Origin of the sequence: Streptomyces bobili, from assembly GCF_002154575.1 — a bacterium.
Lineage (GTDB): Bacteria > Actinomycetota > Actinomycetes > Streptomycetales > Streptomycetaceae > Streptomyces > Streptomyces bobili.
On record NZ_MUBA01000138.1, the window covers coordinates 14,127 to 29,333 of the forward strand.

Genomic DNA, 15,207 nt, shown 5'->3' on the forward strand with positions numbered 1-15,207 from the left:
AAACACGCCCCGGCTCGACTCAGTGCACGGGCTCAGCGAGGTGCTGCGTACCGATCCGCTTGCGGAAGACCCAGTACGTCCACCCCTGGTAGACCATGACGACCGGCGTGGCGATCGCCGCGCACCAGGTCATGATCTTCAGGGTGTACGGGCTCGACGAGGCGTTGGTCACCGTGAGGTTCCAGTCCGCGTTGAGCGAGGACGGCATGACGTTCGGGAAGAGCGTCAGGAAGAGCATCGTGACGGCGGCCACGATGGTGAGACCGGAGAGGGCGAACGACCAGCCCTCACGTCCCGCCTGGTTCGCCACCAGCGCCGCGACGAGGGCGGCGACGGCCACGACCAGGGCGACGAGGCTCTTGCCGTCACCGCTGTCGACCTGCGTCCACAGCAGGAAGAGCAGCGCGCACACGGCCGTCACCAGGCCGACCTTGGTCGCCAGCTTCCGTGCCCGTTCCCGGATGTCGCCGACGGTCTTGAGTGCCGCGAACACCGCACCGTGGAAGGTGAACAGCGTCAGGGTGACCAGACCGCCGAGCAGCGCGTACGGGTTGAGCAGGTCACCTACGGTGCCGACGTACTCGAAGTCCTGGTCGATCTTCACGCCGTGCACGATGTTGGCGAAGGCCACACCCCACAGGAACGCGGGGAGGAGCGAGGTCCAGAAGATCGCGTGCTCCCAGTTGCGCTGCCAGTTCTCCTCGGGCCTCTTGGCCCGGTACTCGAAGGCGACGCCCCGCACGATGAGGCAGACGAGGATGAGCAGCAGGGGCAGATAGAAGCCGGAGAAGAGCGTGGCGTACCACTCCGGGAAGGCGGCGAAGGTGGCGCCGCCCGCTGAGAGCAGCCACACCTCGTTGCCGTCCCAGACCGGTCCGATGGTGTTGATGAGCACCCGCCGCTCGGGCCGGTCGCGGGCGAGCAGCTTGGTGAGGATGCCGACCCCGAAGTCGAAGCCCTCCAGGAAGAAGTAGCCGATCCACAGGACGGCGATGAGGACGAACCAGACGTCGTGCAGTTCCATGACTGTGCAGCTCCCTCGGCCTAGTAGGAGAAGGCCATCGGCTTGTCGGCGTCACGGGAGTCGCCGCCGATCTTCGTGGGCGGGTTGAGGTCGGCCTCGGTCAGCTCGGGCGGACCGGCCTTCACGTACTTCACGAGCAGCTTGACCTCGACGACGGCGAGGATGGCGTACAGCACCGTGAAGGTGATCATCGAGGTGAGGATCTCGGCCTGGGAGACGCCGGGGGAGACCGCGTCCCGCGTCTGCATGACGCCGTACACGACCCAGGGCTGGCGGCCCATCTCGGTGAAGATCCAGCCCCAGGAGTTGGCGATCAGCGGGAACGCCATGGTCCACAGGGCCAGCAGCCAGTACAGCCGGGTGAGCTTCGAACCGAGGGGCTTCTTCAGCAGGACCAGATGCGGCACCTCGTCCTCCCCGGTCCGCAGGGCGGCCGGCAGGAGAAACCTCTTGCGGGTGAGCCACAGTCCGACCAGACCGAGGGAGAAGGACGCCATGCCGAAGCCGATCATCCAGCGGAAGCCCCAGTAGGCGACGGGGACGATGGGCTTGTAGTCGCCGGGGCCGAACTTCTGCTGGAGTGCCTCATTGGTGTCGTTGATGCCGGGCACGTACGACTCGAAGTCACTGTGTGCCAGGAAGGACAGCAGGCCGGGGATCTCCAGGGCGACCTTGTTGTGGCCCTGGTCCACGTCGCCGTAGGCGAACACCGAGAACGGTGCCGGCTTCTCGCCGTCCCACAGTGCCTCGGCCGCGGCCATCTTCATCGGCTGCTGCTCGTACATGACCTTGCCGAGGGTGTCGCCGCTGACGGCGGTCAGCAGGCCGCCGACCGCCAGGGTGACCAGGCCGAGCCGCAGCGAGGTCCGCATCTCCGGGATGTGCTTCTTGCGCATCAGGTGGAAGGCCGCGATGCCGACCATGAAGGCGCCACCCGTCAGGAAGGCCGCCGAGAAGCTGTGGAAGACCTGGTTGAGAGCGGTGTTCTGGGTGAGGACCCGCCAGAAATCGGTGAGTTCGGCGCGGCCCTTCGCCTCGTTGATGCGGTAGCCGACGGGGTGCTGCATCCAGGAGTTGGCCGCGAGGATGAAGTACGCCGAGAGCAGCGTGCCGATCGAGACCATCCAGATGCAGGCCAGGTGGATCTTCTTGGGCAGCTTGTCCCAGCCGAAGATCCACAGGCCGATGAAGGTGGACTCGAAGAAGAAGGCGATGAGGGCCTCGAAGGCCAGCGGTGCGCCGAAGACGTCGCCGACGAAGCGGGAGTAGTCCGACCAGTTCATGCCGAACTGGAACTCCTGCACGATGCCGGTGACGACACCCATCGCGATGTTGATCAGGAAGAGCTTGCCCCAGAACTTCGTCGCCCTGAGGTACTTCTCCTTCTCTGTGCGCACCCATGCGGTCTGGAGTCCGGCGGTCAGCGCGGCCAGCGAGATCGTCAGGGGAACGAACAGGAAGTGGTAGACGGTCGTGATGCCGAACTGCCAGCGCGCCAGGGTCTCCGGCGCCAAAGCCAGGTCCACGTCACCGCTCCTTACTCAGCCGCTTGTGAAAGCGTTCACATTCACAAGCAATTATGGCGCACGGGCTTTCGACACATGAAGGGGGTCCCCCCTTACTCCGGGGAACCCCCTCGCGACATCCGGCCGATGGCGCCACATCATGGGATCTGACCTGCGGAAATCATGATCAGTCCGGTCGACGGCGTGACCCATCTCTCACCGCTACAGCTCCTTGCGGAACCCCTCCGCCACCTTCAGGAAGATGTCGTTCGCCTCGTTCTCCCCGATCGTCACCCGCACACCCTCACCCGGGAACGGCCGGATCACGACGCCGGCCCGCTCGCACGCCGCCGCGAAGGCGACCGTCTGCTCGCCGAGCCTCAGCCACACGAAGTTGGCCTGCGTCTCCGGCACCGTCCAGCCCTGGGCGTGCAGCCCTTCGACCACCCGGTTGCGCTCACAGACCAGGGAACCGACCCGGCCGAGCAGCTCGTCCTCGGCCTGCAGCGAGGCGATCGCCGCCTCCTGTGCGATCTGGCTCACGCCGAACGGCACCGCCGTCTTGCGCAACGCAGCGGCCACCGGCTCATGGGCGATGGCGAAGCCGACCCGAAGGCCGGCGAGCCCGTACGCCTTGGAGAAGGTCCGCAGGACACAGACGTTCGGCCGCTCCCGGTAGAGCGTGACGCCGTCCGGCACCTCGGCGTCACGGATGAACTCCCGGTAGGCCTCGTCGAGCACCACCAGGACATCGCCGGGCACCCGGTCCAGGAACCGCTCCAGCTCGGCCCGCCGCACCACGGTGCCCGTGGGGTTGTTGGGGTTGCAGACGAAGATCAGCCGGGTCCGCTCGGTGATCGCGTCCGCCATCGCGTCCAGGTCGTGCACATCACCGGCCGTCAGCGGCACCTGAACCGCGGTCGCACCACTGATCTGCGTGATGATCGGGTAAGCCTCGAAGGACCGCCACGCGTAGATGACCTCGTCGCCCGGTCCCGCCGTCGACTGGACCAGCTGCTGGGCGACGCCGACCGAGCCCGTGCCCGTGGCGATGTGCGAGGCCGGCACACCGAAGCGCTGGGACAGCTCCTCGACCAGGCCCGAGCACGCCAGGTCCGGGTAACGGTTGAACGACGCGGCGAGCGCCGTGACCCGCTCCAGAACGCCCGGCAGCGGCGGATAGGGGTTCTCGTTGGAGGACAGCTTGTAGGCCACGGGCCCACCCGTGGCGGCCGGCTTGCCCGGCTTGTAGGTGGGGATTCCCTCCAGCTCGGCGCGCAGCTTGGGGCTCGTCTCGCTCACCGCAGTCCTCCTCATGACCACCACCGGCTTCAATACTGCTCACCTTATGAGGATTCGGCTCGCCTGCGTACAGCTGAGGACCCGCCTCCGTTCGGGTGGGCCCGAGCGGGGCCGGCCGCGTCACACCCACATCAGCGGCATCACCGTATGAAGGCGGACGAAGGCGTACACGCCAGGGGGCGCGCCGTACATATATCTATGCGCCGGTGGCTCGCGCCGTGGCGCGCGTCCCTCGTGCAGGTGAGTTGAGACCTCTTCGAAACATCGAGGCCTCGGCAGGCTCATCCACGCTCACACACCATGTCCTGACACGGAATGGACCAACTGCCTTGCATTCCCAAGCACTTGGCCATCAATGACCATGCAGAAACGTGCCTGTCAATGTGTGCATATGCGTCCGCCCTACCCCACCGGATGAGCCCTACTATCGGCTCGCCATGACAGCAGCAGGGAAGCACCAGGTGATCCGCGCGGAAACCTCACGCCGAGGCAACCGGCCGGGCCGAGCGGGTATCAGGGACGTGGCCGCCGCCGCCGGAGTGTCCATCACGACCGTCTCCGATGCCCTCAACGGCAAGGGCAGGCTCCCGGACGCCACCCGACGCCATGTCCGCGAGGTCGCCGACCGACTGGGCTATCGCCCCTCGGCAGCGGCCCGAACACTCCGTACCGGCAAGTCAGGCCTCATCGGCCTGACCGTGACCACGTACGGGGATGAACCTTTCACCTTCACCGAGTTCGCGTACTTCGCCGAGATGGCGCGGGCCGCCACCTCCGCCGCGCTCGCCCGCGGCTACGCCCTCGTCATCCTCCCCGCGACCTCGCGCCACGACGTGTGGTCGAACGTCGCCCTGGACGGCACGGTCGTCATCGACCCCTCCGACCAGGATCCGGTGGTCGGCGAACTCGTCCGGCAGGGCTTACCGGTCGTCTCCGACGGCCGCCCGGCCGGGCCGCTCCCGGTCACCGCATGGGTGGACAACGACCACGAAGCCGCCGTCCTCGACATCCTCGACCACCTGGCCGACGCCGGCGCCCGCCGTATCGGCCTCCTCACCGGCACCACCACCGACACCTACACCCACCTCTCGACCAGCGCGTATCTGCACTGGTGCGAGCGCGTCGGCCAGGACCCGGTCTACGAGTCCTACCCCGCCCACGATCCCTGTGCGGGCGCAGTCGCCGCCGACCGACTGCTGGCCCGGCCCGACCGCCCGGACGCCGTCTACGGCCTGTTCGACCCCAACGGCACCGATCTGCTGGCCGCCGCCCGCCGCTACGGCCTGCGCGTCCCGGAGGACCTGCTGCTCGTCTGCTGCAGCGAGTCCACCGTCTACGCCAACACCGAGCCACCCATCACCACGCTGTCGCTGAAACCGCGGCGCATCGGCACCGCGGTGGTCCAGCTCCTCATCGACGCGATCGAGGGCGTCGAGTCGGACCGGCCCGTCGAGCAGGTGATACCGACGGAACTGATCGTGCGTACCTCGTCCCAGCGACGTTCACCACGCACGACGGTCAGTCCACCGCGCGTGCCGGACGAGAAGTAGGAGGGGCGGGCGGGCGGCCCGGGAATGCGGCTTTCGGGCGGCATTCCGTGCGGCTTCCCGTCCGGCCTCTCGTCTGGTTTCTGAAGGAATTGGACACCCGCCGAGGCCCGTCGGCGGGACGGGTCCCGCCCACCGGAGGAACCGGCCCTGGCTGCTTCTCACCAGTCCGGCTCGAAAAGTCTGGAGTCGCCCGGGACCGGTCGCCGCTCCTCGCCACGAACCAGGACTGGGCGGAGTTGACGTACCGCCCCCGAGGCCCGGCTCGAGGATGATCACCGTCAGGCACCCCCACTGCGGCCTCGGCCCACTCCACAACACGCTCCCGGATTCCCCTCCGAGGGCGGACATGCCCGAGCCGAGGGTGTAAGCACGGTGTGCGGTGGGTGAGCGGGCACTGCCGAAGCCCGGCCCAATCGGGGCGAAAGCCGCGGTGAACAGGAGCCTTGCTCTGATTCACCACCCCTGGGTCGTCACACGGCACGATCCGCATTCCTATGATGGGCGCACGGCACCGCGGACCGTTGCGACCAGGCAGTCCGAAGTGGTGCAGATGCGGCGCGATGGTGGAGGGGTCTGATGACTCAGGGGGCCGGTCAGGGACCCGAGGTGGAGCGTACGGCGACAGTGCGCGACTTCCGGGTGCCCGCATACGTCCACGAGACCGGTCCGTACGCCCACAGCGCGCACCCCGGCAACGCGGCACCGCCCCTCGACGACCCCCTCGAACCCCCGGACGGTTACACGCCGACCCAGCGGGACCTTCCCGTCATCAATCGGGGCGACACCCTTCAGGTGACCGTCGACCCGGCCGTCGTCCAGGCCCCGCAGGCCGCGACCGGTCCCGGTCCGCTGTTCGTCGTGGGCGACGTGCACGGCTATCTGGACGAGCTGATCGCCGCGCTCCAGGAGAAGGGCCTGACCGACAGGGCCGGCAACTGGTGCGCGGGCACCGCCCGGCTGTGGTTCCTCGGCGACTTCACCGACCGGGGGCCGGACGGCATCGGCGTGATCGACCTCGTGATGCGTCTGTCCGCCGAGGCCGCGGCGTCCGGCGGCTACTGCAAGGCCCTCATGGGCAATCACGAGCTGCTCCTGCTCGGCGCCAAGCGGTTCGGTGACACCCCCGTCAACTCCGGTGCGGGCACCGCCACCTTCCAGGCGGCCTGGCTGCTCAACGGCGGACAGAAGTCCGACATGGACCGCCTCCAGGACCATCACCTCCAGTGGATGGCCCGCCTCGACGCCATGGAGGAGGTCGACGGACATCTGCTCGTGCACTCCGACACCACCGCCTACCTCGACTACGGTGACTCGATCGAGGCGGTCAACGACACCGTCCGCGAGACGATCACCCGTAACGACGCGGACGAAGTCTGGGATCTCTTCCGCAAGTTCACCAAGCGCTTCTCCTTCCGCGACGAGGGCGGCGCCGACGCCGTCCGCTCCCTCCTCGATACGTACGGTGGCACCCGCATCGTTCACGGCCACAGCCCGATTCCGTATCTGCTGGGCGATGTCGGCTCCGAGGAGGACGAGGACTCGGCCGGTCCGGTGGTCGAAGGTCCGCACGTCTACGCCGACGGGCTGGCCATCGCGATGGACGGCGGCGTGACGATGGCTGGAAAGCTGCTGGTCCAGCAACTGCCGCTGTCCCCCTGACGGTTCACGGGTCCGTCGCAGGCCGCGCCGGACCCGCCCGACGGCGCCGCGGCCCAGGGGCCAATTTCAGCAAACCCCCTGTTACCTCATGCCGTCGCCGCTCTACCATCGGTTTATCCGTAGCAGGCTCCCCTCCGTTTCTGCCCGACGGCTCGTTGGCATGCGAGCCCCAAGCCCTACGGAGCATCGGGGGATGCACATGAACAGCGTTCCGCAGCACCTGCACAGCGAGGACCGCCAGGAGTACGAGCGGATCCTCGACGAGGCGCTGCGCTCCGCACCACACCACCCGGAACTGGCCGCCGTGGGACAGCGGCTCAACCCCGAACAACTGCGCACCATGGCACTCAACGCCTCCGCGCTCATCACGGCGTCCGCGGCGACCGAGTACCAGCACTATGTGAAGGCCCGCGACGAACTGCGCCATCCCGCGCCGTCCACCCCGTCCCCGGCCGGCCATGAGTCCGGCACCGGGGAGCCGGGCGTGAGCGGGATGGGCCTCGCCGCCACGATGGGGGAGGCCGCCGAGGCCGTCGGAGCGGGCGCCGTCGCCGTCGCCGCCGTCCTCACCCCAGTACTCGCCGGGACCGCCGCGGTGATCTTCCTGCTCGTCGGCTACATCCTGCGGATGCTCGACCCCGAGCCGGCGTTCGCCAGGACGATGCTCACCACCGGATGGACGTTCGGAGCCGTGGCCGCGGCCGCGATCCTGGTCGCCACCGTCGGCCTCCTGCTCACCGCCCTGCGCAACCGCCCTTCCCTGGAGGCCGGCCCGTACGGCGAACTGAGCGAGGAGGTGGACCGCGCAAAGGAAGCCTGGCGGGAAGCCCTGCTGGAGCGGGGCATCCTGCCCTTCCTGCGCGAGGCGCTCGCCGACCCCGGCACGAGTGCCGCACTCGACACCGCCCCCACCCCGCCGGCACCCACCGGCCGCCTGCCGAAGATCGGATACGGCCGTCCGGGTTTCAGCAGCCCCGACGAAGGAAACTCGACCGGCTCCCGCCCCAGCTACAGCAGCCCGGACTACTCCAGCCCGGACTTCGGCGGGCCGGAACACCAGCCGGAATAGGCCCCCGGCTTGCGCCCCCGCTCCTGGGAGCGCAGGCCGTAGGCCGGGCCGGCGGGAACGCGGGTACGGGCATCAGCCGGCATGCCGGTCAGAGGATGCCCGCCTGCCCCGCGGCCGTGAGCCAACTCGGGAACTCGGACAGGAGACGGTCGTAGAGCTCCTGGTCCGGGACCGTGCGGATGTCGTCGACGGCGAAGAAGCCGACGTTGTCCACACGTCGGCCGGGCAGTGTGTCGAACCGCTCCAGCACGCCGTAGTTCGAGCGGCCGAGCCCGACGAACTGCCAGAAGACCGGCTCCTCCGCCGCCGCGCGCAACTCCTTCTCGATCGCGGCGTCGCGGTGGACGCCTCCGTCGGAGAAGAACAGCACCAGCGTCGGCACCGCCGCCGGATTCGCCCGCACGTAGTCTCTGACCTGGGCGATCACCTTCTGTTCCTCGTTCTGGATGCCGACCGAGCGCATGTCCACCTGACCCGGTTGCAGCCCCTTCCGCGGCTTCTTGCTCCGCCGGAACAGGCTCATCTCCCCCACCCGCACATGCAGCCGCAGCCACTCGGGGAGTTCGCCCAGGCGCAGATCCGGCAGTCGGGCCGGGTCGGAGGCGAACGTCCAGGCCTGCATCTCACCGTCGTCATCAAGCTCGGCCGCCACGGCGGCCATCCGCTCGACCACGTCGGCCACCACCCCGCCGGAGTACAGGAAGGACATGGACCCCGACGCGTCGAGCACGAGCACGACCCGCGCGCTGACTCCCGCGGCCCCGCTCTTCCTCAGACTGACCGCGACCTGCTCCTTCCGCAGCGTCAACCGCTTGCGCATATCAGCCGGAAGCCGCTCCTCCCCCTTGGTCAGCCGCCCCCCGACAGGCGGCGGCGGTGACGCGGCGGTGGAGGCGGCCGGAGTCGACGCGGTCAGAGGCGGCGCCGAAGGCGGAGGCGGCATGCGTACGGCCGTTGCCGCGGGGTCGGCAGCCGTGCCGGCGGGCTCCTCATCGACGCTGATCCCGAAGTCGGTGGCCAGCCCGGCGAGCCCTGAGGCATACCCCTGCCCGACCGCGCGGAACTTCCACTGCCCGGCACGCAGGTACAACTCACCTCCGATGAACGCCGTTTCCGTCTCTCCCCGCATCTCGAAGCGCGCCAGCTCCGCCAGGCTCCCGGCATCGAGCAGCCTGAGCGTCAGAGCGGCCACCTGACCGAAGGTGCCGCCGTCGGCGGACGCGCACAGTTCCACACGCGCGACGGAACTCTCCAGCGAACGCAGATCCACCTCGACCGTGTCGGTGGTGACACCGGCGGCGGTCCGCTTACCCAGGTGGGTGACGGCGCCGGAAGCGTGCCGGGGCTGGTTGTAGAAGACGAAGTCCGCGTCGTCACGCACCTTCCCGGCGGCGGTCAGCAGCAGCGCCGACACATCCACATCCGGTCCGCCACCCCGCTCGGACCAACTGATCTCGACGCGGACGGACGGCACATCGACCGGCAGATTGGCGCCCTTGCTCATGGATCGCGCTGTCATGCCCCCAGTCTGCCGACCCTCAGCCCAGAAGCACCGCCGCCCTGGCACGATTCCCTGCGCGTCAGCCCACGGCGTCAACCCACCGCGTCAGCCCACCGCACCGGTCGAGGGGGATCTTCATCGAGGACACCATCAGTCCGGAGCGTCACCGCTCAGCGTCGGACGATGTTCCGACCCGTAGGAGCCCACGGGTCCGCGGGTGGTGCGCTCGTCGAACTCCTCCCGCGCGATCTGGATGGCGGCGATGTTCGCCTGCGACCAGTCCGTGATGCTCTGCACCAGCCCGCCCACCTCCTCGCCCAGCTTGGTCAGCCGGTACTCCACGCACGGCGGGACGGTCGGATACGCACGGCGAATCAGTAGGCCTTCGCGCTCCAGTGCGCGCAGGGTCTGTGTCAGCACCTTCGACGTCACGCCGTCCAGCCGTCGGCGCAGTTCGGCGAACCGCATGGGCCGACCGTCCTCCAGCGCCACCAACACCAGCATGGTCCACTTGCCGGCGATCAGCTCCAGCACGGCACGGGTGGGACAGTCTCGTAGAAAGACATCCACACCACCGTGTTTCCTCAGGTCGAAGCCAGTTTCCATGAGGAACCTCGGTATCAGATAAGTGCCTTCTTCCGCGGGGTTATCGCTCGGGCCGACCATGGAACGCACCGCGATCCCTGACGAGGAGTCCTCATGTCCGCCCGTATGCACGCCATTGTCCAGTCCACGTTCGGCGGTCCTGAGGTGCTCGCCTACACCGAGACCGACGTGCCGGAGCCCGGGCCCGGAGAGGTGTTGCTGACGGTCGCCGGTGCCGGAGTCAACCCGGGCGACGCGGTTCTGCGGGCCGGCCGTGTGCCGGACCTGGTCACCCTGCCGTGGACGCCGGGAACCGACGTAGCCGGTGTCGTCGAGCGGGTCGGTGACGGCGTGACGCGGTTCGTTCCCGGTGACGAGGTGTACGGCATGCTGGCCGTCACCCCGCGCGGCGCGTACGCCGAGTTCACCGCCGCGCCCGCCGACGCACTGGCTCTCGCGCCCAAGAACATCGACCTGGCGCACGCCGGGGCCGTGCCTCTGGTCGCGGTCACCGCCTGGCAGGCGCTGGCCGTACTGGCGCAGGTCCGGCCCGGAGACCGGGTACTGATCCACGCGGCGGCGGGCGGCGTCGGTCACGTGGCAGTGCAACTGGCCAAGGAACTGGGGGCGTACGTCATCGGCACCGCGCGGGCGGCCAACCATGACCTCCTGAGCGGACTGGGCGCCGACGAACTGATCGACTACACCACCACGGACTTCCGCACCTCCATGGCTCCGGTGGACGCGGTCCTGGACCTGGTCGGCGGTTCCTACGGCCCGCGCTCCCTCGACGTGCTCCGGCCGGACGGTCTGCTCATCGGAGCGTCCATCGACCCAGGAACGGACGAGCGGCAGGCCGCAGCCCGCGGCCTGCGCTATGCGTGGGTCACGGCTGAGCCCTCCGGTCAGTTGCTGAAGCAGATCACCGACCGCATCGAGGCGGGGCGGCTGCGGGTCATGGTCCAGCGCACCTACCCGCTGGCCGAAGCCGTCGAGGCTCACCGCGCCATCGAGGCGAAGCGCACCACCGGCAAGATCGTCCTCGTGCCGTGACCGACTTCAGCGAACCGGGTGGGGCCCGCGCTGCACGTGACGCCCTTGGGCCGTCTCGGAAACGCGGACCGCTCCACCTTGACCTCAGTTGGCGATCGGCAGGTACACCCGGTTCCCGCTCTCGGCGAACTCCTTCGACTTCTGCAGCATCCCCTCAGCGACCTCATCAGCCGTCGCCCCCGCAGCCGCCGTACCGCCGAACTGAGCTGTGATGCTTTGACTGATCTTCATCGAGCAGAACTTCGGCCCGCACATCGAGCAGAAGTGAGCCGTCTTCGCCGGCTCCGCCGGCAGTGTCTCGTCGTGGAACTCCCGGGCGGTGTCCGGGTCGAGGGCCAGGTTGAACTGGTCCTCCCAGCGGAACTCGAACCGGGCGTCGGACAGCGCGTCGTCCCACTCCTGCGCACCGGGGTGCCCCTTGGCGAGATCGGCCGCGTGGGCGGCGATCTTGTAGGTGATGACACCGGTCTTGACGTCGTCACGGTTGGGCAGGCCCAGGTGCTCCTTGGGCGTGACGTAGCAGAGCATGGCCGTGCCCCACCAGGCGATCATCGCCGCACCGATGCCGGAGGTGATGTGGTCGTACGCCGGGGCGATGTCCGTCGTCAGCGGGCCGAGCGTATAGAACGGAGCTTCATCGCAGATCTCCTGCTGAAGGTCGATGTTCTCCTTGATCTTGTGCATCGGGACATGTCCCGGGCCTTCGATCATCGTCTGAACATGGAAACGCTTCGCGATCCGGTTGAGTTCCCCGAGGGTACGCAACTCCGCGAACTGCGCCTCGTCGTTGGCGTCCGCGATCGAACCGGGCCGCAGACCGTCGCCCAGCGAATACGTGACGTCGTAGGCCGCGAGGATCTCGCAGAGTTCCTCGAAGTTTTCGTAGAGGAACGATTCCTTGTGGTGGGCCAGGCACCAGGCGGCCATGATCGAGCCGCCACGGGAGACGATCCCCGTCTTGCGGTTGGCCGTCAGCGGGACGTACGGCAGGCGCACGCCCGCGTGGACGGTCATGTAGTCCACGCCCTGCTCGGCCTGCTCGATCACCGTGTCCTTGTAGATCTCCCAGGTCAGCTCCTCGGCCCGGCCGTCGACCTTCTCCAGCGCCTGATAGAGCGGCACCGTACCGATGGGGACAGGGGAGTTGCGCAGCACCCACTCGCGGGTGGTGTGGATGTTGCGGCCCGTGGACAGGTCCATGACCGTGTCGGCGCCCCAACGGGTCGCCCAGGTCATCTTCTCGACCTCCTCCTCGATGGAGGAGGTCACCGCCGAGTTGCCGATATTGGCGTTGACCTTCACCAGGAACCGCTTGCCGATGATCATCGGCTCGATCTCCGGATGGTTGATATTGGCCGGCAGCACCGCGCGTCCGGCAGCGATCTCCTCGCGTACGACCTCGGGTTCCACGTTCTCCCGGATGGCCACGTACTCCATCTCCGGCGTGATCTCGCCCCGGCGCGCGTACGCGAGTTGAGTGACCGCCTGGCCGTCCCGGCCCCGGCGCGGCAGACGCGGTCGTCCCGGGAAGACCGCGTCGAGGTTGCGCAGCCCGCCGCGCGGCGAGGTGTGCTTGATCCCGTCGTCCTCCGGACGGACGGGTCGGCCCGCGTACTCCTCCGTGTCACCACGGCCGATGACCCAGTTCTCACGCAGAGGCGGCAACCCCCTGCGGACGTCCGTCTCGACGAGCGGATCGGTGTAGGGGCCGGAGGTGTCGTACAGCGTGACCGCCCGACCGTTGGTGAGATGCACCTGACGGACCGGCACGCGCAGGTCGGAGCGGGTGCCCTCGACATACGCCTTGTGCCATCCGATGGACTTCCCGGCCTCCCCGTCGGCAGAGACCTCGACAGAGACTTCGTCGGAGATCTGCGCGGAGGCAGGCGTGCGTGCGTCCTTGTTGGTCATGAGACCTACTCCCTACGCCGGCATTACCCGGTAACAGGTTCAGCGGTCGACGCAGCGGCTTCCGTCTGCCGACGTGTCATGTGAAACATCACTCGGTTGTGGTGACGTTCCACGTGAAACATCGCGAAAACGGAGGTCAGCGCCCTCTCAGCCCGGTGCTCCGAGCTCCCGCGTGTGCAAAGGTGCCTCCACGCTAGCGTCCTTTGTGGCGCGGTGAACAGTGGGCCTCTGTCGTTCTTGCGATGATCGGGCGGTGACCACGACACCCCATCCCCCGTTCCCACCGCCCGAACAGCCCCGCGGGCCGGGTATTCCTCCCGGCGGACGCCCCGGGCAAGGACAGGGGTACGGCCCCGGTGGCGCTTCCGTTCCCCGCCCCGCTCACCGACCCGGTTCCGGGCCCACTTTCCGTCCCGAGGACGGTTATGGTTTCGGGCCCGACGGCGGTCAGGGTGCGGGCCCGGACTCCGGCGGCGGACCCGGACATGGGCCCGGCGACGGAGGGCACGGCCCCGGTGGTGGCCACGGAGGCGGCCGTGACGGAGGCGGCCGTGACGGAAGTGGAAACCCTGGTGGTGGCGGGGGCGCCGGCCACGGACACGGCCCCGGTCCGGGTGACGAGCACAGGCCGGGCGACGGCCACGGCAGTGGGCACGGCCCGGGTGACGGGCACGGCGGCGGACACGGCGGGCACGGCCCCGGTGCGGGCGGCGGTCACGGGCACAGCCACAGTCACGGTCCGGCCACCCCCGTATCCCAGCATCTGCGCAAGGTCATCGCGGCCGTCCTTATCCCCTTCGGCGTGGCCGTGCTCGTCGGCCTGGTCGTGCTGTGGCCGGGCGGTGCCCCGGCGCACGAACGCACCGGCGTCGGCTTCGACCGGCAGACACAGCAGGCGACGGTCTCCAAGGTCGAGAGCATCAGCTGCTCGTCGGCGAATGCCTCGGGGGGCACCCCCACCGGCGACACCTCGACCGCCGAGGGCTCCTCCGCACAGCAGCAGGAGGACGGCACCTGCAAGAAGGCCACGATCCGCGTGGACACCGGTTCGGACAAGGGCCGTACGTTCACGGAGATCGTCCAGCCGGACCAGTCACGGCAGTTGCACGAGGGCCAGAAGGTCGTGGTCGCCTACGAGCCCTCCGCGCCGAAGGACCTCCAGTACTCGGTAACCGACGTGAACCGCCGTGTGCCGCTGGGCCTGCTCGCCATCATCTTCGCTGTCGCCGTCGTGGTCGTCGGGCGACTGCGGGGTGTCATGGCACTGGTCGCGCTGGCCATCAGCTTCATGGTGCTGAACTTCTTCGTCCTGCCCGCGATCCTGCAAGGCTCGAACCCGCTGGCTGTGGCGATCGTCGGGGCGAGTGCCATCATGCTGATCGCCCTCTATCTGTGTCACGGCCTCTCGGCCCGCACCTCCGTGGCCGTACTGGGCACGCTCATCTCCCTGCTGCTGATCGGTGTCCTCGGCTCCTGGTTCGTCGACTGGGCGGCGCTGACCGGCAATACGGACGACAACACCGGTCTGATCCACGGTCTGTATCCGTCGATCGACATGAGCGGTCTGCTCCTGGCCGGCATCATCATCGGTTCGCTCGGTGTCCTGGACGACGTGACGGTCACCCAGACGTCGGCGGTCTGGGAACTCCACGAGGCCAACCCCTCGATGGGCTGGCGCGGGCTGTACCGCGCGGGTATCCGGATCGGCCGCGACCACATCGCGTCCGTGGTCAACACGCTGGTCCTCGCCTATGCCGGCGCCGCGCTGCCGCTTCTGCTGCTGTTCTCCATCGCGGAGAGCAGCGTCGGCACGGTCGCCAACAGCGAACTGGTCGCCGCGGAGATCGTGCGCACGCTCATCGGTTCGATCGGTCTGGTCGCGTCTGTTCCGGTCACCACGGCGCTCGCCGCGCTCGTGGTCTCGGCGGACCGGCCGGGAACCGGCACCCCCGAGTCGGCCCCGGTGACGCCGGGGGCCGCGTCGGCCGGAGCGGCTGGCCCCGCCGCTCCGAGCTCTCGGGGCGGCAAAGGCAGGCGCCGCAAGCACT

At 68.7% G+C, this 15,207-nt stretch carries 11 protein-coding genes; 5 read left to right on the forward strand and 6 right to left on the reverse strand.

The window, feature by feature from the left end; all coding sequences use genetic code 11:
* Positions 1 to 19 precede the first annotated feature (19 nt).
* The 3 genes from cydB to hisC all read right to left on the reverse strand — a co-directional run bounded on the left by cydB (position 20) and on the right by hisC (position 3,831).
* On the reverse strand, positions 20 to 1,024 hold the full coding sequence (gene cydB, locus BZL64_RS12470) for a cytochrome d ubiquinol oxidase subunit II (protein WP_086769068.1): 1,005 nt from the start codon (positions 1,022 to 1,024) through the stop codon (positions 20 to 22).
* A gap of 20 nt (positions 1,025 to 1,044) precedes the next feature.
* Positions 1,045 to 2,550, reverse strand: a complete 1,506-nt coding sequence (locus tag BZL64_RS12475; protein WP_086769070.1) for a cytochrome ubiquinol oxidase subunit I — start codon at positions 2,548 to 2,550, stop codon at positions 1,045 to 1,047.
* 201 nt (positions 2,551 to 2,751) lie between these two features.
* Positions 2,752 to 3,831 (reverse strand): histidinol-phosphate transaminase, encoded by a 1,080-nt coding sequence (hisC, locus tag BZL64_RS12480; RefSeq protein WP_086769072.1) that lies wholly within the window; start codon positions 3,829 to 3,831, stop codon positions 2,752 to 2,754.
* Positions 3,832 to 4,268: 437 nt separating this feature from the next.
* Between hisC and BZL64_RS12485 the strand changes: the two genes are divergently transcribed.
* The 3 genes from BZL64_RS12485 to BZL64_RS12495 all read left to right on the forward strand — a co-directional run bounded on the left by BZL64_RS12485 (position 4,269) and on the right by BZL64_RS12495 (position 8,109).
* Positions 4,269 to 5,381 (forward strand): LacI family DNA-binding transcriptional regulator, encoded by a 1,113-nt coding sequence (locus BZL64_RS12485; protein WP_086769074.1) that lies wholly within the window; start codon positions 4,269 to 4,271, stop codon positions 5,379 to 5,381.
* A gap of 576 nt (positions 5,382 to 5,957) precedes the next feature.
* Positions 5,958 to 7,040 (forward strand): metallophosphoesterase, encoded by a 1,083-nt coding sequence (locus BZL64_RS12490; RefSeq protein ID WP_086769076.1) that lies wholly within the window; start codon positions 5,958 to 5,960, stop codon positions 7,038 to 7,040.
* Positions 7,041 to 7,233: 193 nt separating this feature from the next.
* A complete protein-coding gene (locus BZL64_RS12495; RefSeq protein ID WP_086769078.1) occupies positions 7,234 to 8,109 on the forward strand; it encodes a hypothetical protein in 876 nt (291 codons plus the stop codon).
* A gap of 88 nt (positions 8,110 to 8,197) precedes the next feature.
* On the opposite strand, the gene BZL64_RS12500 is transcribed toward BZL64_RS12495, so the two are convergent.
* Positions 8,198 to 9,628 carry a VWA domain-containing protein gene (locus BZL64_RS12500; RefSeq protein ID WP_086769080.1) on the reverse strand — a complete coding sequence of 477 codons (1,431 nt, stop codon included), beginning with the start codon at positions 9,626 to 9,628 and terminating at the stop codon, positions 8,198 to 8,200.
* Between the two features lie 132 nt (positions 9,629 to 9,760).
* Positions 9,761 to 10,144, reverse strand: a complete 384-nt coding sequence (locus BZL64_RS12505; protein ID WP_425276037.1) for a winged helix-turn-helix transcriptional regulator — start codon at positions 10,142 to 10,144, stop codon at positions 9,761 to 9,763.
* A gap of 165 nt (positions 10,145 to 10,309) precedes the next feature.
* On the opposite strand from BZL64_RS12505, the gene BZL64_RS12510 reads away from it, so the two are divergent.
* Entirely contained in the window at positions 10,310 to 11,248 is a 939-nt protein-coding gene (locus tag BZL64_RS12510) for an NADP-dependent oxidoreductase (RefSeq protein ID WP_086769084.1), read from the forward strand.
* Positions 11,249 to 11,332: 84 nt separating this feature from the next.
* Here the strand turns inward: BZL64_RS12510 and thiC are convergent, their stop codons facing one another.
* Entirely contained in the window at positions 11,333 to 13,159 is a 1,827-nt protein-coding gene (gene thiC, locus BZL64_RS12515; protein WP_086769086.1) for a phosphomethylpyrimidine synthase ThiC, read from the reverse strand.
* A gap of 802 nt (positions 13,160 to 13,961) precedes the next feature.
* Between thiC and BZL64_RS12520 the strand changes: the two genes are divergently transcribed.
* Positions 13,962 to 15,207: YibE/F family protein (locus BZL64_RS12520; RefSeq protein ID WP_425276038.1), on the forward strand; the 1,246-nt coding region annotated here is incomplete at its 3' end.

Excerpts from the sequence above, each read along its gene's own strand:
- cydB (WP_086769068.1), bottom strand. The coding sequence starts at position 1,024 with ATGGAACTGCACGACGTCTGGTTCGTCCTCATCGCCGTCCTGTGGATC.
- BZL64_RS12485 (WP_086769074.1), top strand. The coding sequence starts at position 4,269 with ATGACAGCAGCAGGGAAGCACCAGGTGATCCGCGCGGAAACCTCACGC.
- BZL64_RS12490 (WP_086769076.1), top strand. The coding sequence starts at position 5,958 with ATGACTCAGGGGGCCGGTCAGGGACCCGAGGTGGAGCGTACGGCGACA.
- BZL64_RS12495 (WP_086769078.1), top strand. The coding sequence starts at position 7,234 with ATGCACATGAACAGCGTTCCGCAGCACCTGCACAGCGAGGACCGCCAG.
- BZL64_RS12500 (WP_086769080.1), bottom strand. The coding sequence starts at position 9,628 with ATGACAGCGCGATCCATGAGCAAGGGCGCCAATCTGCCGGTCGATGTG.
- BZL64_RS12510 (WP_086769084.1), top strand. The coding sequence starts at position 10,310 with ATGTCCGCCCGTATGCACGCCATTGTCCAGTCCACGTTCGGCGGTCCT.
- thiC (WP_086769086.1), bottom strand. The coding sequence starts at position 13,159 with ATGACCAACAAGGACGCACGCACGCCTGCCTCCGCGCAGATCTCCGAC.